21 protein-coding genes and 1 tRNA gene are annotated in these 21,271 nt (G+C 70.4%); 13 read left to right on the top strand and 9 right to left on the bottom strand.

The window, feature by feature from the left end; genetic code table 11:
- Positions 1–8: 8 nt before the first annotated feature.
- The 5 genes from ACTJJP_RS16950 to ACTJJP_RS16930 all read left to right on the top strand — a co-directional run bounded on the left by ACTJJP_RS16950 (position 9) and on the right by ACTJJP_RS16930 (position 5,339).
- Positions 9–833, top strand: a complete 825-nt coding sequence (locus tag ACTJJP_RS16950) for an ABC transporter ATP-binding protein (protein WP_440776157.1) — start codon at positions 9–11, stop codon at positions 831–833.
- Positions 830–1,573 (top strand): ABC transporter permease, encoded by a 744-nt coding sequence (locus tag ACTJJP_RS16945; protein WP_440776156.1) that lies wholly within the window; start codon positions 830–832, stop codon positions 1,571–1,573. The genes ACTJJP_RS16950 and ACTJJP_RS16945 overlap by 4 nt, the downstream gene beginning before the upstream one ends.
- Positions 1,570–2,352, top strand: a complete 783-nt coding sequence (locus ACTJJP_RS16940; RefSeq protein WP_440776155.1) for an ABC transporter permease — start codon at positions 1,570–1,572, stop codon at positions 2,350–2,352. Before ACTJJP_RS16945 ends, ACTJJP_RS16940 begins: the two co-directional genes overlap by 4 nt.
- Positions 2,349–3,281 (top strand): ABC transporter substrate-binding protein, encoded by a 933-nt coding sequence (locus ACTJJP_RS16935; RefSeq protein ID WP_440776154.1) that lies wholly within the window; start codon positions 2,349–2,351, stop codon positions 3,279–3,281. Before ACTJJP_RS16940 ends, ACTJJP_RS16935 begins: the two co-directional genes overlap by 4 nt.
- A 264-nt stretch (positions 3,282–3,545) precedes the next feature.
- Positions 3,546–5,339, top strand: coding sequence for an ABC-F family ATP-binding cassette domain-containing protein (locus tag ACTJJP_RS16930; protein WP_440776153.1), 1,794 nt, complete (start codon positions 3,546–3,548; stop codon positions 5,337–5,339).
- 162 nt (positions 5,340–5,501) lie between these two features.
- Here the strand turns inward: ACTJJP_RS16930 and ACTJJP_RS16925 are convergent, their stop codons facing one another.
- On the bottom strand, positions 5,502–7,169 hold the full coding sequence (locus ACTJJP_RS16925) for a PHP domain-containing protein (protein ID WP_440776152.1): 1,668 nt from the start codon (positions 7,167–7,169) through the stop codon (positions 5,502–5,504).
- Between the two features lie 517 nt (positions 7,170–7,686).
- Between ACTJJP_RS16925 and ACTJJP_RS16920 the strand changes: the two genes are divergently transcribed.
- A complete protein-coding gene (locus tag ACTJJP_RS16920) occupies positions 7,687–8,058 on the top strand; it encodes a hypothetical protein (RefSeq protein ID WP_440776151.1) in 372 nt (123 codons plus the stop codon).
- Positions 8,059–8,195: 137 nt separating this feature from the next.
- Here ACTJJP_RS16920 and ACTJJP_RS16915 read toward each other — a convergent pair whose 3' ends face one another.
- Both ACTJJP_RS16915 and ACTJJP_RS16910 read right to left on the bottom strand, forming a co-directional pair.
- Complete coding sequence (locus tag ACTJJP_RS16915; RefSeq protein ID WP_440776150.1) at positions 8,196–8,708, bottom strand: hypothetical protein; 513 nt, start codon at positions 8,706–8,708, stop codon at positions 8,196–8,198.
- Entirely contained in the window at positions 8,705–9,202 is a 498-nt protein-coding gene (locus tag ACTJJP_RS16910; protein WP_440776149.1) for a MarR family winged helix-turn-helix transcriptional regulator, read from the bottom strand. Before ACTJJP_RS16910 ends, ACTJJP_RS16915 begins: the two co-directional genes overlap by 4 nt.
- An 84-nt stretch (positions 9,203–9,286) precedes the next feature.
- On the opposite strand from ACTJJP_RS16910, the gene ACTJJP_RS16905 reads away from it, so the two are divergent.
- The 7 genes from ACTJJP_RS16905 (at position 9,287) to ACTJJP_RS16875 (ending at position 15,736) form a co-directional block, all read left to right on the top strand.
- Positions 9,287–9,358: transfer RNA gene (locus tag ACTJJP_RS16905), tRNA-Gln, on the top strand.
- Between the two features lies 1 nt (position 9,359).
- Positions 9,360–10,808 (top strand): bifunctional UDP-N-acetylglucosamine diphosphorylase/glucosamine-1-phosphate N-acetyltransferase GlmU, encoded by a 1,449-nt coding sequence (glmU, locus tag ACTJJP_RS16900; RefSeq protein ID WP_440776148.1) that lies wholly within the window; start codon positions 9,360–9,362, stop codon positions 10,806–10,808.
- On the top strand, positions 10,798–11,832 hold the full coding sequence (locus ACTJJP_RS16895) for a ribose-phosphate diphosphokinase (protein WP_440776147.1): 1,035 nt from the start codon (positions 10,798–10,800) through the stop codon (positions 11,830–11,832). The genes glmU and ACTJJP_RS16895 overlap by 11 nt, the downstream gene beginning before the upstream one ends.
- A 325-nt stretch (positions 11,833–12,157) precedes the next feature.
- Positions 12,158–12,658 carry an FMN-binding protein gene (locus ACTJJP_RS16890; protein ID WP_440776146.1) on the top strand — a complete coding sequence of 167 codons (501 nt, stop codon included), beginning with the start codon at positions 12,158–12,160 and terminating at the stop codon, positions 12,656–12,658.
- A gap of 5 nt (positions 12,659–12,663) precedes the next feature.
- Complete coding sequence (locus ACTJJP_RS16885; RefSeq protein ID WP_440776145.1) at positions 12,664–13,542, top strand: FAD:protein FMN transferase; 879 nt, start codon at positions 12,664–12,666, stop codon at positions 13,540–13,542.
- On the top strand, positions 13,539–15,092 hold the full coding sequence (locus tag ACTJJP_RS16880; RefSeq protein WP_440776144.1) for an FAD-dependent oxidoreductase: 1,554 nt from the start codon (positions 13,539–13,541) through the stop codon (positions 15,090–15,092). The genes ACTJJP_RS16885 and ACTJJP_RS16880 overlap by 4 nt, the downstream gene beginning before the upstream one ends.
- A 44-nt stretch (positions 15,093–15,136) precedes the next feature.
- Positions 15,137–15,736 (top strand): hypothetical protein, encoded by a 600-nt coding sequence (locus tag ACTJJP_RS16875; RefSeq protein ID WP_440776143.1) that lies wholly within the window; start codon positions 15,137–15,139, stop codon positions 15,734–15,736.
- Between the two features lie 21 nt (positions 15,737–15,757).
- Here ACTJJP_RS16875 and ACTJJP_RS16870 read toward each other — a convergent pair whose 3' ends face one another.
- The 6 genes from ACTJJP_RS16870 to gndA form a co-directional block, all read right to left on the bottom strand.
- Complete coding sequence (locus ACTJJP_RS16870) at positions 15,758–15,910, bottom strand: hypothetical protein (RefSeq protein WP_440776142.1); 153 nt, start codon at positions 15,908–15,910, stop codon at positions 15,758–15,760.
- 48 nt (positions 15,911–15,958) lie between these two features.
- On the bottom strand, positions 15,959–16,684 hold the full coding sequence (locus tag ACTJJP_RS16865) for a hypothetical protein (RefSeq protein WP_440776141.1): 726 nt from the start codon (positions 16,682–16,684) through the stop codon (positions 15,959–15,961).
- Positions 16,685–16,924: 240 nt separating this feature from the next.
- Positions 16,925–18,418, bottom strand: coding sequence for a sensor histidine kinase (locus ACTJJP_RS16860; protein ID WP_440776140.1), 1,494 nt, complete (start codon positions 18,416–18,418; stop codon positions 16,925–16,927).
- A 41-nt stretch (positions 18,419–18,459) separates the two neighbouring features.
- Positions 18,460–19,194, bottom strand: coding sequence for a response regulator transcription factor (locus ACTJJP_RS16855; protein WP_183420194.1), 735 nt, complete (start codon positions 19,192–19,194; stop codon positions 18,460–18,462).
- 4 nt (positions 19,195–19,198) lie between these two features.
- The gene (locus tag ACTJJP_RS16850; protein ID WP_440776139.1) at positions 19,199–19,624 is read right to left on the bottom strand and encodes a VanZ family protein; all 426 of its coding nucleotides are present in this window, start codon (positions 19,622–19,624) and stop codon (positions 19,199–19,201) included.
- Between the two features lie 50 nt (positions 19,625–19,674).
- Positions 19,675–21,270 carry an NADP-dependent phosphogluconate dehydrogenase gene (gene gndA, locus ACTJJP_RS16845; RefSeq protein ID WP_440776138.1) on the bottom strand — a complete coding sequence of 532 codons (1,596 nt, stop codon included), beginning with the start codon at positions 21,268–21,270 and terminating at the stop codon, positions 19,675–19,677.
- Position 21,271 lies beyond the last annotated feature (1 nt).

The raw sequence follows: 21,271 nt of genomic DNA, 5'->3' as shown, positions 1-21,271 counted from the left end.
GCCGTCCCATGATCGAGTTCTCCGCCGTCTCGAAGGTCTTCCCTGACGGCACGCGCGCCGTGGACGATTTCCACCTCGTCATCCCGTCTCGAAAGACCACGGTGTTCGTCGGGTCCTCGGGCTGCGGCAAGACCACCCTGCTCCGGATGATCAACCGCATGGTCGAGCCCTCCTCCGGCTCCATCACGATCGACGGTGACGACATCGGCGGCAAGCCCGCCGTGCAATTGCGTCGCAGCATCGGGTACGTCATGCAGAACTCCGGGCTCCTGCCGCACTTCACCGTCGCCGACAACATCGCCACCGTCCCGGTGCTGCAGGGCCAGAACCGCAAAGCCGCCCGAGCGCGTGCCCTCGAGCTGATGAAGACCGTCGGACTCGACGACGGGATGGCCGACCGCTACCCCAGCCAGCTCTCGGGTGGACAGCAGCAGCGCGTCGGCGTCGCGCGCGGGCTCGCCGCCGATCCCAACATCCTGCTGATGGACGAGCCGTTCGGCGCCGTCGACCCGATCGTCCGCGACGAGCTGCAGCAGGAGCTCATCCGCCTGCAGAGCGACATCGGGAAGACCATCGTCTTCGTCACGCACGACATCGACGAAGCCTTCCTGCTGGGCGACCAGGTCGTCATCCTCGAGAAGGGCGCCAAGATCGCCCAGGTCGGTACTCCCAGCGAGATCGTCGAGAACCCGGCATCCGATTTCGTGGCGAGCTTCATCGGCGCCGTCAAGGGCAAGCGCGCGCTCCACCTCAAGCAGACGCCGACCGGGACGGTCGTGGTGGATGCCGAGGGGCGCACGCAGGGCGCCCTGAGAGACGAGCCGCTGTCGTGACCTGGCTGTGGGGGAACTTCCCCCTGGTGCTGGATCTGACGCTCAACCACATCCGGTTGAGCATCATCCCCATCGTGCTCGGGTTCGTGATCGCCGTGCCGTTGGGGCGACTGACCCTCACGAGTCGTTTCGCCCGCGCGACCACGATCACGACGATGAGCCTGCTGTACACGATCCCGTCGTTGCCGCTGTTCGTGATCCTGCCCGCCATCATCGGCACGCGCGTCCTGAGCGACACCAACCTCATCGTCGCCCTGACGATCTACGCCGTCGCCATCATGGTGCGCGCGACCTCCGACGCCTTCTTCTCGGTCTCGGCCGACACCAAGCAGGCGGCCACGGCGATGGGCTTCTCGGCGTGGCGACGTTTCTGGCGGGTGGAGTTCCCGCTCGCGGGACCCGTGATGCTCGCCGGACTCCGCGTGGTGTCGGTGTCGACGATCGCCCTGGTCTCGGTCGGCGTGCTCATCGGCTCCGAGAATCTCGGGTATCTCTTCACCAACGGCAAGCAGCGCAACAATCTCGAAGAGGTGGCCGTGGGCATCATCGCCACGCTCCTCATCGCCCTCCTGTTCGATGTCATCCTGGTCGTCCTGGGGCGCATCCTGATGCCGTGGGTGCGTGCCGACCGTGGTGCGCGCAGACGCGCCGCCCGCGAGGTCGTCACCACCCCTCTCGCATCGCCCCGCTCCGCCACCGTCGCCGCGGGTGACGCACCGCTCCCGGGGGGCCGCGAGTGAACCTCTTCCTCGACGCGATCGCGTGGATCTTCGCGCCCCAGAACTGGCAGCCCGGGGGAGTATCGCCCCTGCCCATCCAGGACCGCCTGCTCGAGCACCTGTTGTACACGGCCCTCGCCGTAGTGATCGCGGCCCTCATCGCCCTGCCGTTGGGGTTCTACATCGGCCACACCGGCAAGGGCCGCCAGTTCGTCATCGGATTCACCGGTGCGATGCGCGCCCTGCCGACCCTCGGCGTGCTCTTCTTCCTGACCATGGTGCTCGGATCGGTCGTGACGGGGTCGTCGGGCATCTTCTGGGGCACGATCGTCGCCCTGGTCATCCTCGCGATCCCCTCGATCCTCGCGGGGGCCTACGCGGGTCTCGAATCGGTCTCGCGGCCCGTGATCGACGCCGCCCGGGCGGTCGGCATGACCGAGATGCAGATCCTGACGCGCGTGGAGATCCCCCTGGCCCTCCCGCTCATCATCGGCGGGCTCAGAGCGGGCACCCTGCAGGTGATCGCGACCGCGGTCATCGCGTCCTACGCGGGGCTCGGCGGGCTCGGTCGCATCATCAGCAGCGGAATCGGTCTCAACGACTACGACCGCATCCTGGGCGGAGCCATCCTCGTGACGGTGTTCGCCCTCGTCGTCGACGGGCTGTTCGCGCTCGTCCAACGCGTCACCAGAGTTCCGGGAACGAGCGCGGGCGACAGCCGGCGCCACGCCCGTCACCCGTCGCCCCGCCCTGCGGCGGCGGGGGGAACACCCATCCGAGAGAGGAATGTCACAGCATGAACATCTTCCGTAAAGGTCGGCTCGCCGCAGGTCTGGTGGCCGTGGGCGCGGTCGTCGCGCTCGCGGGCTGCTCGCAGGCCGACCCCACCGCGCCCGAGTCCAACGCCGGCGGCGGCGATTCCAGCCAGATCACCGTCGGATCGTTCGCGTTCCCCGAGAGCGAGATCCTCGGCGAGATCTACGCCCAGGCGCTCGAGGCCAAGGGCTTCGACGTGCAGACCAAGTTCAACATCGGCCCCCGTCAGCAGACGATCCCGGCCCTGCAGGACGGCTCGATCAACCTGATCCCCGAGTACAACGGCAACCTGCTGGCGTACTACGACACCGAGTTCACCCAGCGCACGACCGAGGACGTCGACGCGGCGCTCGCCGACGCCGTGGCCGCGGACGACCTGGTCGTGTACTCGTCGGCCGAGGCCGAGGACAAGGACGCCTACGTCGTCACCCAGGCGTACGCGGAGGCGAACGGCCTGACCTCCATCGCCGATCTGGCGAAGGTGCAGCCCTTCAGCCTCGGCGCCAACCCGCAGTTCGCGGAGCTGGGGTACGGCCTTCCCGGCCTGGCGTCGGTCTACGGCGTCAGCCAGGTCACCTTCGTGCCCTACGAGGACTTCGGTGGCCCCGACACCGTGCGTGCGCTCGTCGACAACACGGTGCAGGTGGCCGACATCTACACCACCTCGCCGGCGCTCGTGGCCGAGAACCTTCTCGTGCTCGAAGACCCCGAGAACCTGATCGCGGCCCAGAACGTGCTCCCGCTGCTCAGCGCGTCGATCGACACGCCCGAGCTGAAGGAGGCGCTCGACGCCATCTCGGCCAAGCTGACCACCGACGACCTGATCGCCCTGCGCGACCGCGTCGAGGGCAGCGAGCAGGCATCGGCGTCCACCGCCGCCGCCGACTGGCTGAAGGAGGCCGGTCTGGTCTGACCAGTCCGTTTCCTGCGCGGGGTCGTCCGGTTCATCGGGCGGCCCCGCGTCGTTCCCGCCGTACGGGTCTCGTCGCGCGCCGAGCCGCCCCGGTGTTCTCTCGCCGCGGCGCCGAGTGCACGGCATCCGTGACACCGCACCCCGTGACGAGGCGAACCCTCCGATGTGCACGGTCCCGTCTCACGGAAGAACGACGTATGCCGGGACGGGACGCGGTCGACGCCGGGCGCTATCACGCCGCGCACCGCGTAACCTGGCACGGATATGGCACATCTGCTCGGGGGCGAAGCCCTGCACCTGGAATACCCGACCAAGGTCGTCTTCGACGCCGTCTCCCTGGGAGTCGACGAGGGCGATCGGATCGGCATCGTCGGCCGCAACGGTGACGGGAAGTCGAGCCTGCTCGGCATGCTCGCCGGCATCCGCGAACCCGACGGCGGTCGCGTGACGGTGCGCGGCGGGGTGACCGTCGGGGTGCTCGACCAGCAGGACACGCTCGACGACGACGAGACGATCGGGCACGCCGTCGTCGGTGATCGCGCCGAGCACGAGTGGGCCGGCGACGCGCGCACGCGCGACGTGATCGCGGGGCTCCTGGGCGACCTGCCGTGGGATGCGCGCCTCGGCGACCTGTCCGGTGGGCAGCGCCGCCGGGTCGCGCTGGCGAAGCTGCTCTCGGGCGACTGGGACGTGCTGTTCCTCGACGAGCCCACCAACCACCTCGATGTCGAGGCGATCACCTGGCTGGCCGCGCACCTGAAGAAGAGGTGGGCACCGAGTGCCGGGGGGCTGCTCGTCGTGACCCACGACCGATGGTTCCTCGACGAGATCTGCACCGCCACCTGGGAGGTGCACGACCGGACCGTCGAACCCTTCGAAGGGGGCTACGCGGCGTACATCCTGCAGCGCGTCGAACGCGACCGTCAGGCGGCATCCATCGAACAGCGTCGGCAGGATCTCGCGCGCAAAGAATTGGCGTGGCTGCGACGGGGGGCTCCGGCCCGCACGTCGAAGCCGAAGTTCCGCATCGACGCGGCGAACGAGCTCATCGCGGACGTCCCCGAGATCCGTGACAAGGTCGCCCTGCAGTCCCTCGCCGTCGCGCGCCTGGGCAAGGACGTCGTCGACCTCCTCGATGCCGGTGTCAGCTACGGCGACCGCGAGGTGCTGAAAGGCGTCGAGTGGCGCATCGCGCCGGGCGAGCGCACCGGCATCCTGGGCGTCAACGGCGCCGGCAAGTCGACGCTGCTGAACCTGGTGACCGGCTCCCTCGAACCCACCAGCGGACGCGTGAAACGCGGCAAGACGGTCAAGGTCGCCACCCTCACCCAGCGTCTCGACGAGCTCGAGCAGCACATGGACGACCCGGTGCGCGTGGTCATCGCGGGCCTGCGCACCACGTACGCCTTCGGCGCCGGATCGAAGTCGCAGGAACTCACCCCCGGTCAGCTGCTGGAGCGTCTCGGCTTCTCGAGCGCCCAGCTCTCGACCCCCGTGAAAGACCTCTCGGGTGGCCAGAAGCGGCGCCTGCAACTCCTGCTCGTCATCCTCGACCAGCCGAACGTGCTCATCCTCGACGAACCGACCAACGACCTCGACACCGACATGCTCGCCGCGATGGAAGACCTGCTCGACTCGTGGTCGGGCACCCTCATCGTGGTCTCGCACGACCGGTACTTCCTCGAGCGCGTCACCGACCAGCAGTACGCGATCCTCGACGCCCGGCTCCGCCACCTTCCCGGGGGCGTCGACGAGTACCTGCGTTTGCGGGCGATCCAGGATGCCGAGCCCTCCCGGCCCTCGGCATCCGCGGGCGCCCCCGTGGCGCCGGGTCTGCAGGGCGCGGAGCTCCGCGCGGCGCAGAAGGAAGCCTCGGCCACCGAGCGGCGCATCGAGAAGCTCCAGCAACGGATCGACAAGGCGAAGGCCGCGCTCGCCGAGCACGATCAGGCGGACTACGTCGGTCTCGGTAAGGAGATGCAGCGGATCTCCGAGCTGGAGTCCGAGCGCGACGATCTCGAGATGCAGTGGTTCGAGCTGACCGAGACGATCGGCTGAGCACATCGGGCCGGGACGTCTGCGACGGGCGCGCAGGAGGATCGGTCAGCGGAGGATGCTCCGCGCCGCACTCGTNNTCCGCCCGCAGCCCCGGTACCGGCCTGCCCGCTCGTCGACGCCGAACGGCCCGCCCGAGAGGGCGGGCCGTCGTCACGCGGGGCGTCAGCGCACGGACACGAACACCGGGTTGGTGTACAGCCACGTGTCGAGCCACGGGTTGCCCTGGCCGGCGGCGTGCGGCTGGGGTGCGCGCGGGTCGACCTCGGCGCCGCGGGGACCCGTGCCGTTCACGCGCCCGTCGGATCCGCGCACGCGGACGTAGCCGTCGATGTCGGCGGTGCCGACCGGGATGACGATCCGGAACGGCGAGCCGCTGCGGTCGCTGACGTCGAGGAGCTCGACCACGCGCGTGGCGGGGGCGACCATCGTGTCGCGATCCCCGACCGGGCCCGTGATCTCTCCCCGGATCACGTCGAGGTGCGCGAGCCGCGGGAGGATGCCGGCGGAGTTGCGCGAGGTGGTGGGCTCGACCTCCACGACGACCTCGATCCTCGTTCCCGCGGGTACGCGCAGCGTGCCGCCGAGGGTGGCGGCGTTCGCCGTGTCGTCGGCGGCGCGGACGGTCACGGTCAGACCCGCGACGAGGTGGCCGTGGTCAACCCACATGCGCCCGGCGCGGACCGCGTCGAGCACGGCTACGTGTGTCCGATCGGTCGCCCCGACGTGCGTGCGGCTGAACTCGCCGGGCCACAGGTCGCTGCCGCCTTGCGGGGACGGCGTCGACACCGGATCGGGTCGGCGACCCGCCCGGTTGAAGTTCGCCAAGGTGGCTCCGCCGTCCCAGCCCGCTCCCGTGGGGAAGTCGCCCACGCGGGTGGTGTCGAAGTTCTTGAGGTGGAGGTCGCTGTTGGCGGTGATCCACCAGCGGCGTCCCTCGCTGAGGAGCGCATCCCACATGCCGCCCACGACGGCGGTCATCCAGTCGAAGCCGCCGTGCGCGCGATAGGCCTCCGCCGGGTATCCGGCGAAGGAGGAGGCGCTGGGGGAGTTCTCGTACTCGCCGCGCTGCGAGCCGTCGGTGGTGTTGGCGGCCAGTCCCGACGCCTGCGCGCCGGGGGACCCCTCGAAACCGACGAACACATCGGGATCGGCGTCCTGCCACGCGCGCAGCTCGCCGGGGGAGTCGATGCCGAGCCGGCTGGGGTGGTTGGCCAGCACCAGCACATCGTCGACCGCGCCCGTGCGCCGCTGCTCGCCGAGCCAGCGGATGCCGTCGACGGCGTGCTGGAGGAAGTCGGCTGCGTCGGCGGTGTCCGGTCGCGGCTTGTCCCAGGCGTTCAGCTTGCCGTCGAAGGCGAGCTCGAACGTGCGGAGCACCTGGGTGACGCGCGCGCCGGGCGCGACGAGGACCGTGCCGTGCTCGGCCGCGGGGATGTACCACTCCAGACCCTGGAAGACGAGCAGGTCCGGTCGAGCCGTGCGGGCGGCCTCGATCTCGCGCGCGGCGTTGAAGACGCCGCCCACGTTGGCGTGCCCGAAGTTGCTGTGCTCGGTGAAGGCGATGGCATCCACTCCGAAGCGCTGAGCCTGATCGAGGATCGTCGTCATCGTGTACTTCGCGTCGTGCGAGTAGACCGAGTGCACGTGGTGGTCGAAGACCAGCCAGCGCAGACTCGTCGGATCGACGGGGGTGGCGGTCACGCCTGTGGAGGTGGCGCTTGCCGTGACGGCGGTGCCGAACGAGGTGGTCGCCGAGGCGGCGGTGACGGCGGTCGCCGCGGCGGCGAGGAAGGTGCGGCGCGAGAGGCCGGAGGACGAGTGAGGTGACATCGCTGACTTTCGTGAAGAGGGTCGCCCGGAACGTAAGCGCATCGGGTGAACGAGTGATGTCGTCGGGGTGATGGTGACGTCACCATTCGTTCACGTGCGGGACGGGCGGATGGTGCACAGTCCGTCGGGTCCTCACCATCCGATCGAGAGCAGTCATGTCGTTCACGCCCGTCTCCCGCCCGTCCACCGCTGCCGCCGCCCTCGCCGCGGCCGCCCTCGCCGCCGGTCTCGTCTCGTGCGGGATCGTCTCCGCGTCCGCCGCGACCCCGCTGGTGCTGCGCGATGCGGCGGGTGCCGCGGTCTACGCGGGCAGCGCCGACGCGTACCCGTCGTTCGCCTCGGCCGACTACGCCGACGGCTGCCCCGCAGAGGCCCGTGACGGTGCACGTCTGTCGGTGACGGCTGGTACCGCGGTGGTGGTCGCCTCGGCCACCGTCCCCGTGTCGGGAACCTCGCCGGTGACCGTGCCGATGGGGGCGTCGTTCGCGTCGGTCGTCCCGGCCGGNCCGACGCGACAGTGACGCTGGAGTGCCTGAGCCTGCTCAACGGCGTGCCCGCGTCGGTGCTCCCGGTCGCGAGTCTGCCCGTGACCCTCACCGCCGACGGCTGGAGCGTCCCCGGCGCCCCGGTCGCATCGCCGTCCCCGACGGCATCGCCCACCGGAACGGCGTCGCCGTCGCCGTCGCCGTCCGCCTCGACGGCGCCCTCCGCCCCGGCCACCCCGCGTCCGTCCACGTCGGCGTCGGCGGCCGCCGCGGGAGGTACGGGCACGTCGCTCGCGGTCACCGGTGCGCAGGTGGGCGGTGCAGCTGCGCTCGCCGCCGCCGTCGCGGTGGGCGTCGGCCTCGTGCTGCGCCGCCGTCGCCGCGGCTCGACACCGCACGCCTGAGCCGGAACCGGCCCGTCATCGCACCGGGGTCGGGTCGGCGCAGGGGGGTCTCGGAAGGCCGCGGTCGACATGATCGATGGCCCGCGACCGGGAGCCGACGCGGTCGGGCTCGAGCCACCGGGCCGGCGGTCGCGGGCTCAGTGCACCGCGTACTCCAGGATGACGATGAACAGTCCGAGGCACGCGGTCGCGAAGGCGCCGAGGAGGCGCATCACCAGGTTCGCCCGGCGTCGCGCGTAGGCGAAATAGCCCAGGACACCGAGCACGATGAACGTCGCCAGGGCACAGAGATCCGAGGCGTCGTCGACCGACATGCCCGCGGCATCGGCGAAGACGAGCGCGAGCACCGACGGCACCGAGGCGTACAGCATGCCCGCGCCGTGCCGGATGCCGTCGGCCGTGGCGTGTCGGAGTCCGTGCTCCGCATGCTGGGTGAGGGTGTGCGCGAACACGTGCGCGATGAAGAACACCACGAGCGAGCTCGATGCGCTCAGCAGGACCTCGCCCACCGTCTCGGCGTGGTCGTCGGCGATCGTGACGAACGCGGCGAACACTATCAGGCCGTAGATCGCGGCGGGGGAGCGGAAGCGCACGTCGAACCAGGCGCGGACACCGTCCCACCGCGACGGTGAGCCGACCTCGGCGCTCACGCGTCGAATCCCAGGCTGAGCTTGCGCAACAGGGTCGCCAGTCGGTCGCGGTCGCCGCGCGACAGTCCCTCGAGCAGCAGGGCCTCGGCGTCGACGAGGCGGGTTATGGCGGCATCCACGCGAACGCGGCCGTCCTCGGTCATGGTCACCAGAATGCTCCGTCCGTCACCCGGGTCCGCCTCGCGCCGCACGAACCGTCGGGCGACGAGACGGTCGATGCGATTGGTCATGGTGCCGCTGGAGACGAGGGTCTGCTGCAGCAGCTGCTTGGGGCTCAGTTGGTACGGCTCACCGGCTCGCCGGAGCGCCGACAGCACGTCCCACTCCCACGACTCGAGGTCGCTGCGGCGGAACGCTTCTTTGCGGGCGATGTCGAGGTGCCGCGACAGCCGCGCGACGCGCGAGAGCACCTCGAGCGGGGAGAAATCGAGGTCGGGGCGCTGGCGGACCCACGCATCGACGATGCGGTCGACCTCGTCGCTGTCCCGGCTCACGGTCTCATTATGGCGGCCCGGTCGTCGCGACGCGGATGCGGAGGCGCGCCGTCTGGCAGACTTGACCGGTGCCCGCGGGCACGGTCCGCCGTGGTGTAACGGCAGCACGACAGCCTTTGGAGCTGTTAGGTCCAGGTTCGAATCCTGGCGGCGGAGCATGACTTCCACGACCGAGCTCGCCGTCGTCGTCCTCGCTGCGGGTCAGGGCACCCGCATGCGCTCACGTACCCCCAAGGTGCTGCATCCGGTGGGCGGGAGGCCGTTGGTCGGCCACGTGCTCGACACCGCGGCATCCCTGGACCCTGCCCGCATCGTCGTGGTCGTGCGACACGAGCGCGAGCTGGTCGCCGAGACCGTGGCCGAGCTCGCTCCCGGGGTGATCGTCGTCGATCAGGACGAGGTGCCCGGGACGGGCCGCGCGGTCGAGGCCGCACTGGGCGCACTCGAGGGCTTCGACGGCGACGTGCTCGTGCTCAGCGCCGACGTGCCGCTGCTCGAGACCGGCACGCTCACCGAACTGCTGGCGACGCACCGCACGGGCGGCACGGCCGTGACGCTGCTGAGCGCGCGGGTCGATGAGCCGTTCGGCTACGGCCGCATCCTGCGCGACGAGACCGACGGCGTCCGCCGCATCGTCGAGCAGAAGGACGCCACGGCCGACGAGGCCGCCGTCACCGAGATCAACGTCGGCGTCTACGTCTTCCGGTCCTCGCCGCTGCGCACGCAGCTCGCGCTCGTCGGCACCGACAACGCGCAGGGCGAGAAATACCTGACCGACGTGATCGGCCTGCTGCGTGACGCGCAACTCGGTGTGGCGGCATCCGTCACCTCCGACGCGTCCGCCGCACTGGGGGTCAATGACCGCGTGCAGCTCTCGGAGGCCGGTCGCACGCTCAACGCGCGTACGGTCCGCCGGTGGCAGCTCGAGGGGGTCACCGTGGTCGACCCGGCCACCACCTGGATCGACACGACGGCGACCCTCGCGCCCGACGTGACGATCCTGCCCAACACGCACGTGCGCGGGGCGACGGTCATCGCCTCGGGCGCGACGATCGGACCCGACACGAGCCTGGTCGACTGCGAGATCGGCGAGGGCGCCACCGTCACCCGCACCGACGGGACCCTCGCGGTGGTCGAGGCGGGAGCGAACGTCGGACCTTTCGCGTACCTGCGCGCCAACGCCCGCGTGGGCGTCCGGGGCAAGGTCGGCACGTTCGTCGAGGTCAAGAACTCCTCGATCGGCGAAGGCAGCAAGGTGCCCCACCTGTCGTACATCGGCGACACCGACATCGGGCGCGGCGTCAACCTGGGCGCCGGGGCCATCACCGCCAACTACGACGACATCGCCAAGCACCGCACGGTCATCGGCGACGAGGTGCACAGCGGTTCGCACAACGTCTTCGTCGCGCCGGTTACGATTGGAGACGGCGCCAAGACGGGAGCCGGCGCGGTCATCCGCAAGGACGTTCCGGCCGGTGCTCTGGCACTGAGCGTGGCACCCCAGCGCAACATCGAGGGGTGGGTCGAGAAGAACCGACCGGGCACCGCGGCAGCCGACGTGGCCGCTCGGGCTCGGGCTGAACAGGAAGCGGCCGATGGCTCGTAAGAAGAACCGTGTAGATCTCGACCGCGACAACGGCATCGCCCCCGGGCTCGTCGCCAAGACGAAGAAGCGACTCGTCGTCGCCTCGGGTCGGTCGCATCCCGAAGTGGCCGCCGAGGTCGCGCATCATCTGGGCACCGAACTCGCCCCGACCGAGCACCGCACCTTCGCCTCCGGCGAGATCTACACCCGTTTCGAGGTGTCGATCCGCGGATGCGATGTGTTCGTCATCCAGTCGTTCGGTCCGCCGGTCAACGAGTGGCTCATGGAGTTGCTCATCATGCTCGACGCGCTCAAGCGCGCCTCCGCCAAGCGCGTCACCGTCGTGGCGCCGTACTACCCGTACTCGCGTCAAGACAAGAAGGGGCGCGGCCGCGAGCCGATCAGCGCCCGCCTGGTCGCCGACCTGCTCAAGACCGCCGGCGCCGACCGCATCATGAGCGTCGACCTGCACGCGGCTCAGATCCAGGGCTTCTTCGACGGCCCCGTCGACCATCTCTTCGCCAAGCCCGTGCTGCTCGAGCACTTCGAGCAGAAGCTCACCGGCGAAGACCGCGAGACCCTGACGGTCGTCTCGCCCGACATGGGTCGCGTCCGCGTCGCCGACACCTGGTCCGACAGCTTGGGGGCGCCGCTCGCGATCATCCACAAGCGTCGCGACCCGAAGGTCGCGAACCAGGTCTCGGTGCACGAGATCGTCGGTGACGTGAAGGGGCGCACCTGCCTTCTCGTCGACGACATGATCGACACCGGCGGCACGATCCAGAAGGCCGCCCAGGCCCTCAAGGCCAGCGGCGCGCGCAAGGTCATCGTCGCCGCGACCCACGCGATCTTCAGCGACCCGGCCACCGAACGACTGCAGGATGCCGCGATCGACGAGGTCGTCGTCACCGACACCGTTCCGCTGCCCGCCGAGCGCCGCTTCGACCGACTGACGGTGCTGCCGATCGCCCCGCTGCTGGCACGCGCGATCCACGAGGTGTTCGAGGACGGCTCGGTCACGAGCATGTTCGGCGGCGACGCGTAGGCGCCCGTGCCTCCCGACGCAGCCGTCTCCCCACCGGGAGGCGGCTGCGTCCGTCTCACCCTGCGGGGTGGCTGCGCCTGTCGGGGCCACCGGTCCCTTCGACGGGCTCAGGGACCTGTGCCCGGGCGCGCGGTTCGGGGTGATCGTCAGGTGGCTGCGCCTGTCGGGGCCACCGGTACCCGTGACGGGCTCAGAACCACCCGGTCGATGCGCGCGCCCCTCGCGCTCATAGCTCGCGCAAAAGAATGAACCGGGCTGCCGCCAAGGTCGTGTCCCTACCGTGAGCACGAACGAACGAGCTCGGCACGACCGAAGGAGGACCCTCATGATCCGCACCACAGCCGTACCCCGTCCCGTCCGCATCGGCACCGCACTGCTGGGAGCCGCCGGCATCGTCACCCTGGCCGGCTGCGCCGGCGGAACGACCAGCGACGCGGCCGCCCCCGCGCCGGTCGAGACGACCGCCGCCCCCGCCGCCACCTCGGCGCCGAGCGCGAGCGCCACCACGGACACCGCGACGACGTCGGGCACGTACACCGACGGCACCTACGAGGCGACCGGACAGTACGCGACCCCCGAGAGCGTCGAGACCGTCGACGTCACCCTCACCATCGCGGGCGACACGATCACCGCGGTCGAGGTGACGGGCGACCCGCAAGCCGCGGAGTCGAAGCGCTACCAGAGCGAGTTCATCGGCGGCATCCAGGGCGAGGTCGTCGGCAAGAAGCTCGACGAGATCTCGGTCAGCAAGGTGGCGGGGTCCTCGCTCACCAGCGGCGGCTTCAACAACGCCGTGGAGACCATCAAGACCGAGGCCAAGGCCTGACGAACATGACCACTCCGACCGCGACGGGCTCGACCTGGGCCTTCGACGCGATCGGCACGTCGTGGGCGATCGACACGGCCGAGCCGCTGTCGTCGATCGCCCGCGACGAGGTCGCAGCCCTCGTCGAGCGTTTCGATCGTGAATGGTCGCGCTTCCGCGACGACTCGACGGTGTCGGCGCTCGCGCGGGGCCGCGCGGCATCCCTTCCCTCACCACGTGACACGGATGCCATGCTCTCGCTCTACGACGAGCTCGACGCCGCGACCGCGGGGGCGGTGAACCCCCTGGTCGGCGACGCGTTGGCGCGCCTGGGCTACGACGCGCGACTGACGCTCACGCCGTCGGGCGACCCGCAGCCGGCGCTGCCCTGGCGCGATGCGCTCGCGTGGGGCGACGGCCGTCTGAGCGTCTCGACCCCGACGATGATCGATGTCGGCGCGCTGGGCAAGGGACGCCTCGTCGACCTCGTGCTCGACGCGGTGCGTGCGCACGCCGACGGCGATGTCGTCGTCGACGCCTCGGGCGACCTCGCCACGCGCGGCGCTCCGGTGCGCGTCGCGCTCGAGCACCCGTACGACCCCAGCCTCGCCATCGGCGTGGTCACGGTGACCGACGGTGCGCTGTGCGCCTCGGCCATCAATCGCCGTGCGTGGGGCGACGGTCTGCATCACGTGCTCGACGCGCGCACCGGTGCGCCCGTGCGGGCGTTCGCCGCGACCTGGGCGCTGGCAGAGACGGCGATGCGGGCCGACGCCCTCGCGACGGCGCTGTTCTTCGACGGCGGCCCCGAGCTCGCGGCATCCTGGAACGCACACTGGGTCCGCATGCGCACCGACGGCCGCGTGGAGTGGTCGCCCGGATTCACTGGAGAGGTCTTCTCATGAGCGCCACGCTGACCGCGGGCTCCAACCGCCTGCTCGGCCTCACCGGCCGGGTGTCGATGTACCGCCTCGTGCTGTCCTCTCTCGGGCTGCTCGCGCTGATCGCCCTCGTGCTGTCCTTCGCCGGTCTCGTCGTTCCCGCCCCGCTCGAGCTCGTCGTCAGCGCGGTGGTCCTCGCCCTCGCGTGCGCCGCCGCCGACCTGGTCGCGCAGGCCGCGCTCCGGATGCCGCGACGGCTGGAATCCTCGCTCATCACCGCCCTGATCCTGCTGTTCGTGCTGCGTCCGTCGATCGAGCCGCTGGGGCTCGCGGGCCTTGCGCTCGCGGGGGTCGTGGCATCCGCGTCGAAGTACCTGCTGGTGTGGCGCGGGCGTCACATCTTCAACCCCGCCGCGACGGGCGCGAGCGTGCTGACCATCGTGAGCATCTGGGCACCCGACCTGGGCTCGTCGGCCTGGTGGGTGGGCTCGCCGTGGCTCGCCGCCCCCGTGCTCGTGCTCGGCGTCCTGTTGCTGCTGCGGACCGACAAGCTGCCGATCGTGGCGGTGTTCTGGGCCGTGGCGATGATCGTGGCGTTCGCACGCACGACGGTGCAGTTCCAGGCCGCGGGGTTCCCCGTCGACGTGCCCGCCGTGCTGATGCAGGTGGCGTTCTCGTCGCCCTTCCTCTTCCTCGGCGCCTTCATGCTGTCGGAGCCCCTCACCCTGCCGCCGCGCCGGACGCAGCAGTACCTCGTCGCGATCGTCGTCGGCGTCCTCGCCGGATGGCCGGTGCCCGTGGGCGACATCACGCTCGGCCAGGAGCGCGCCCTGCTGATCGGCAACCTGCTCGCGTTCCTGCTGTGCCTGCGGGCGGCCGTGCGCCTGCGGGTCGCGCGTCGGCGCGAGCTCACCCCCACCGTGCGCGAGCTGACGTTCCACGCCACCCGGCCGTTCTCGTTCCACCCGGGGCAGTACCTCGAGCTCGACGTGCCGCACCGTCGCCCCGATGCCCGCGGCACTCGCCGGGAGTTCTCGATCGCGTCGGCGCCGGAAGATCTTCCCGAGGTGCGGATCGCGTTCAAGGACGGATCCTCGTCGTCGTACAAGAAGGCCCTCGCAGCCGTCGAGTCCGGGTCGACACTCGCCGTCACCGGGGTCTGGGGCGACTTCGTGCTGCCGTCCCGCCAGACGGCGCCCGTGCTGCTGGTGGCGGCCGGAATCGGCGTCACCCCGTTCGTCTCGCAGCTGCGCCACCTCGTCGCCACCGGCCAGGACCGCGATGTCGTGCTCGTCTACGTGGTGTCGGAGGCGGCGGAGCTCGCGTTCCGCGACGACATCGCCGCCAGCGGCATCCCGGTCGTGGTGTACTCGCGCGACGAGCCGTCCGACCTGCCCGCGGGCTGGACGTGGGCGGGTCCCGATCGCGTGGATGCCGACGGGCTGCTGCGCGCCGTGCCCGACATCGCGCAGCGCGCGGCATACGTCTCCGGGCCGCCGCGACTGATCGCGGCGCTCGCCCCGGCCCTGGGGAAGGCGAAGTCGCTCACGACCGACGCGTTCGCAGGGTACTGAATGCGTCCGTAGCGCTCGGGGGAGCCGATCGGCAGAGTAGGGGGATGGACTTCTTCCCCGCTGACGCTCCCGGTGACGACGAGATCCCGTTCGAGCAGGTCGACGAGCGCACGCCGTCATTCGAGCCGCCGCGCGACGAGCTTCCCGCGCTGTTCGCCGTGTCCGAGGTCATCGGGCGGGGCGACGATGTCGTCATCGCCCTGACCGGCGTGCGGGTCTACTCGGACGGCGTGGAGCTGCTGGTCGATCGGCATCTGCGGCGGGGCGGCCGCGACCCCCGGGAGTGGCAATTGGCGCAGATGGACTTCTCCGGTCACTGGGGCCCGGCGATGAACGGCAGTGACCGGCTGAGGTGGGGGCTCGTCCTCGGCGACGGGGAACGCCTGTTCACCGATGGGCGCTTCGGCATCCCCGGCGCGGAGACGCCCGAGGGGCACACCGTGCGCGTGACGGGCGGCGGCGGGTCCGGAGGTGCCGAGAGCTCCACGATGCACGACGGCCTGTGGCTCTGGCCCCTGCCGCCCGAGGGTCCCCTCGAGCTCGTCCTGCAGTGGCCCGCCTTCGGCATCGGTGAGTCACGGGTCATCGTCGACGGCGGGCAGCTTCGGGCATTGGCCGCGTCGGTGAAGCCGCTCTGGGGCTGAACTCCTCAGCCGTGGAGCCGGTCAGGCTCCGCGCAGCCCCCGGAGCGGCTGCAGCTCCCAGGTATTGCCGTCCGGGTCGCTGAACGACGCGTAGGCGACCCCGCCCAGGTCGCGGATCGCTCCGACGTGGACCCCGCGCGCCGGGAGGCCTCGGAGACCGAAAGGGGAATGCATTCGACCTGCATGTCCATGCGGGGCGTCGTCCGTGCCGAGATGCGTTCGTCAGGACGTGAGAGAGATCCAGAGCTGCCACGCCGCATAACCGTTCATGACGACCCCGATGACCGCAAAGACCGCACCCGCGACTCCGACCCGGAACGGGCCCTGAAGGTGCGCTGCGCGTTCGGCGGAACCCGTCGTGATCGGCTGCTTCATCGCCCTCACGGTGGCGTGGTACACGGGAATGCGATACCTCATCAGCAACAGTCCGCCGACGAGAACCGCCATCCCCAGAATCAGGGTGGGCAGAGTGGGTGCGGGTGCCTTCTGCGCAGAAGTCGACCGCACCGCCGCGCCCGACCCCGCCGATTCTCCCCGTGCGTCACCGGGGGCGGGTGACGTGGTGGCGACGACGGGGGTGGGGGATGCGGTGGGGAGAGCGGGGGTGGGAGATGCGGGAGGGATTTCCGTGCGTTGCTCCGACGGCTCGACCCCCTGGGGTGCGGGGGCGGAGTCACGGGGCACCTGGCCGTCCGTCCCGCGAGAGGTCGTCGTCGCGTCTCCCGAGCGGAAGTATTCGACGACGGTGCCGCTGGGCCGGGTCGAATCGAAGGTCGCGGTGCCCGGGGGCGCCGGGGGAGCGACGGTCGGCACCTCGGTCGGCACCGGCTCCGTCGGAGCGGGGTCGAAGGTCCCCTCCGGTACCGACGGTTCGATGGAAGGCTCCGGACCCGCGGGCAATGCCGGCTGGTCGATGACCTCGGCGGTCGGGTCCGGTGAAGAAATCACCTCGGCGTGCGCCGGAACTCCGATCGAGATGACCACCGCAATCATTGCGACCGCGATAGCCCCGCAATCGCGTGCACGAATCAGCACACAAACCTCCGAATGCTCCCCCTCGACTCCCTCGAGAAAGGCCTGGATTCCCAGGTGGTGCCCAGCCTATCCAAAGGGGCATTTCCTTTGAGTAATCGAGCGCGGTAGCAATGCGCCGCACATTCCGTCCGTTTGCGGCGAGGAAGCCTCGCCTCAGGCCGGGTCGGCGGGCCTGGCAGGGAGGCGTACCTCGAAAGTCGTGTCCCCGGGGGTGCTTCGCACGGCGATCGTGCCGCGGTGGGCCTCGACGATGGCGCGGGCGATCGACAGACCCAGGCCCGTGCCGCCGGTCTTGCGATCGCGCGAGCGGTCCGCGCGCGCGAACCGTTCGAAGAGCTGCGAGGCGACCGAGGGGTCGATGCCGGGACCGTCGTCGTGCACGCGCAGGACCGCTTCGTCACCCTCGTGCGCGACGGAGACGGCGATCTCACTGCCCGCGGGGGTGTGGGTCCGGGCGTTGGCGAGAAGGTTGGCGACGACCTGGTGCAGGCGCGAGGCGTCTCCGGCGAGTTCGACGGGCCGGTCGGGCACGTCGATCGTCCAGGCGTGGTCGGGTCCGGCGGGGCGGGCGTCGCCCACGGCCTCCACCGCAAGGCGCGTCAGGTCGACCGAGCCGTACACCAGTTCCTGACCCTCGTCGAGGCGGGCCAGCAAAAGGAGGTCTTCGACCAGCGTGGTCATGCGAACCGACTGCGCCAGGATGCGCTCGAGCGACTGCTCCGTCGTCTCGACGGCGAGCGCGACGCGCTGACGGCTCTCGTCGTCCTGCGCCTGCCGCATGGCGCGCAACGACAGTTCACTGAACCCGCGAATGGATGCCAGGGGCGTGCGCAGTTCGTGACTGGCATCGGCCACGAACCGACGCATCAGCTCCTCGTTGCGCTGTCGCGCGGAGAGCGAGGCGTCGACGCGGTCGAGGAGCGTGTTGAGCGCGGTGCCCACTTGCCCGATCTCGGTGTGCGCGTCGACCTGGTCGGCGGGCACACGCTCGGTGATCGACACGTCGCCCTCCTCCATTCGCAGCGAGGCCACTCGGGTGGCCGTCTCGGCGACGGCGCGCAGCGGGCGGAGACCGAGGCGGATGACGATGGCGATGATGACGGCGAGCAGCAGGAGACCGCCGGCGGTGACGAGAGCGACGGTGGTGAGGATCGCACCGATCGTGCCGGTGACGCTCGACAGGGGGAGGCCGACGAGGAACGCTCCGCCTCCGGGTGCGGCATAGGTCCTCACGGTGTACTCGCCGAGGTTCGGCAGGTTCACCGTCTGCGCGGTGATCTCCGTCGACTGCAGCGTCTCGACGATCTGGCCGAGGTCGTCGTCCGTCAAGGCACGCGGACCATCGTCGTCCACGACGGCGCCCGTGTACCCGGAGCGTGAATTCAACACCAGCAGGGTGCCCCCGGGAAAGCGGGTGGAATCCAGCACGCTCTCGGCCGTCGATGAGAACGCGGCCCGGGACTGGATCGACGAGGCGGCCTCGTCCACCTGCGCACCCAGGTTGACGTACAGGACGCCGCTGAGGATGGCACTGGTGGAGATGCCGATCATCACGAGGATGAACGCGACCATCCCGATCACCGCGGTCATCAGGCGGGCCTGCAGCGTCCACGGGTGCCGGAGACGGGTCACGACGCTCTCGCGCACCGCCGGATCCGGGAGCGGGGGAGCGGGGCGGGGTGGGAGGGTCACTGAGGGGCTTTGATCATGTAGCCGACGCCGCGCACGGTGTGGATGAGCGGCTCGTGTCCCGCGTCGATCTTCTTCCGCAGGTACGAGATGTACAGCTCGACGACGCTGGAGCGACCGCCGAAGTCGTAGTTCCACACGCGGTCGAGGATCTGCGCCTTCGACACCACGCGGCGCTGGTTGCGCATGAGGAAGCGCAGGAGCTCGAACTCGGTGGCCGTCAACTCGATCTCCTTGCCCCCGCGCACGACCTCGTGGCTGTCCTCGTTGAGCGACAGGTCGCCCACGCGCAGGATCGGCTCGGAGTCACGGGTGAGCGCCGTCCCCGCGCGACGCATCAAGCCGCGCAGCCGTGCGACGACCTCTTCGAGGCTGAAGGGCTTGGTGACGTAGTCGTCGCCGCCGGCGGTGAGACCCGCGACACGATCAGCCACGGCATCCTTCGCCGTGAGGAAGAGCACGGGCACGTCGTTGCCCGAGTGACGCAGACGCTGCAGCACGGCCATGCCGTCGAGGTCGGGCATCATGATGTCGAGCACCATGGCATCCGGTTCGAAGTCACGAGCCGACTGCAGGGCGTCGAAGCCGGACCCCGCGGTCTTGACCTCCCAGCCCTCCATGCGCAGCGCCATCGACAGCAGGTCGGTGAGCATCTGCTCGTCGTCGACGACGAGCACGCGCAGCGCGCTCCCGTCGGGGCGGGTGAAGGCGGGGGCGGCGGCGGTCGCGGTCATGCACTCATTGTGGAGGGCGATCTATGACCTTTCTATGGCGCAGGCTATGGGCTTCCTGTGAGCGCTCGAGCCATCGGCGGGACGTCGTCGCCACGCCGACACCGAGCGCTGCGCCGAGCGTGTTGGCGACGAGGTCGCGGACGTCGGCGACACGGCCGGGGAGCATGAACAGCTGCCACGTCTCGATCCCGGCGCTCAGAACGAGCCCGCCGAGGATGCCGTGCCACCAGCGACCGCGCCACGCGATCACGAGGAGCCCGAGCGGTAAGAACATCGCGACATTGGCGGCGAACTCCACCCCGCTGTAGGTGACCCATCCCAGTCCGGGGATCGCCTGCAGCTCCCGGACCAGGCGTCGGATGCCGCTCTCGACCTGCGGGTCGAGGATCGTCGGGCGCAGCGTCATCCACCACACGCCCGCCGCGTACAACGCCGAAGCGGCGACGAGCAGTGCCCGTCGCCGCTTCGTGACCAGCCGGGTCAGTGGGTGTCCTCGGCCTCGATCTCGGTGCGGTCACCCGACCAGAGGGTGTGGAACGTGCCCTCCTTGTCGATGCGACGGTAGGTGTGCGCTCCGAAGAAGTCGCGCTGCCCCTGGATGAGGGCGGCGGGCAGACGCTCGGCGCGCAGACCGTCGTAATAGGCCAGCGACGAGCTGAACGCGGGGGCGGGGATGCCGGCGGCGGCGGCGAGGGCGACGATGTCGCGCCACGAGTCCTGCGCCCGGCCGAGGGCCTCGACGAAGTACGGGGCGGTGAGCAGCACGGGCAGCTCGGGCTCGGCGTCGTAGGCCTCGGCGATGCGGTTGAGGAACTGCGCGCGGATGATGCACCCGCCGCGGAAGATCTTCGACACCGCCCCCAGGTCGATCTGCCAGTCGTACTGCGCAGCTCCCGCGCGGATCTCGTCGAAGCCCTGGCTGTAGGCGACGATCTTCGAGGCGTACAGCGCCAGGCGCACCCGCTCGATGAACGCGTCGGCATCCTCGCCCGACAGCACCTCGGTGCCGGAGGGTCCGGGGAGCTCGCGAGAGACCTCGCGCTGCTCGGGGTGGCTCGACAGCGACCGGGCGAACGTGGCCTCGGCGATGCCCGAGACGGGGACGCCCAGGTCGAGGGCCGTCTGCACGGTCCAGGCGCCGGTGCCCTTGGCGCCGGCCTGGTCGAGGATGACGTCGACGAGCGGCTTGCCCGTCTCGGCGTCGGTCTGGCGGAGCACCTCGGCGGTGATCTCGATGAGGTAGGACTCCAGCTCTCCGCGGTTCCACTCGGCGAACACGTCGGCGATCTCGGCGGGCGTCTTACCGGTGGCACGGCGGATGAGGTCGTACGCCTCGGCGATCAGCTGCATGTCGGCGTACTCGATGCCGTTGTGCACCATCTTCACGAAGTGTCCGGCGCCGTCATGGCCCACGTGCGTCACACACGGCTCGCCCTCGGCGACCGCGGCGATCGACTTCAGGATCGGGCCGAGCGTGGCCCAAGCCTCGTCGGAGCCGCCGGGCATGATCGAGGGGCCGAGGAGCGCGCCCTCTTCGCCGCCCGAGACGCCCATGCCGACGAAGTTGATGCCCGTGTCGCGCACGGCCTTCTCGCGGCGGATGGTGTCGGTGAACAGGGCGTTGCCGCCGTCGACGATGATGTCGCCGGGCTCGAACACCTTCACCAGCTCGTCGATGACGAAGTCGGTGGGCCGGCCGGCCTTGACCATGATGATGGCGGTGCGCGGCTTCGACAGAGACGCGGCGAAGTCCTCGTACGAGAAGGAGGCGACGAAGTTCGCCTCGGGGTGGGCCTCGAGCACGTGCTCGGTCTTGTCCTGGCTGCGGTTGAACACCGCGACGGTGTTGCCCTCGCGGCTGGCGAGGTTGCGCGCGAGGTTCGAGCCCATCACGGCCAGGCCCACGACGCCGATGTTCGCGCGCCCGTCGCCCGAGCCCTCGGGGCGGGAGTCGGCCTCGGCGGTGGGGCGGTCCACCTCTTCGATGCCGGGCGCACCCTCGTGCACCTGTGCGGCCCGGTGAGGGGCCTGATCCTGATCGGTCGAGGGTCCGGTCGGGGAGGGGGTCGACGTCATT

The organism is Microbacterium sp. 22296, assembly GCF_052045385.1.
GTDB lineage: Bacteria > Actinomycetota > Actinomycetes > Actinomycetales > Microbacteriaceae > Microbacterium.
The sequence above is the reverse complement of the archived record's forward strand: the minus strand, read 5'-3'. Positions and strand labels throughout refer to the sequence as shown.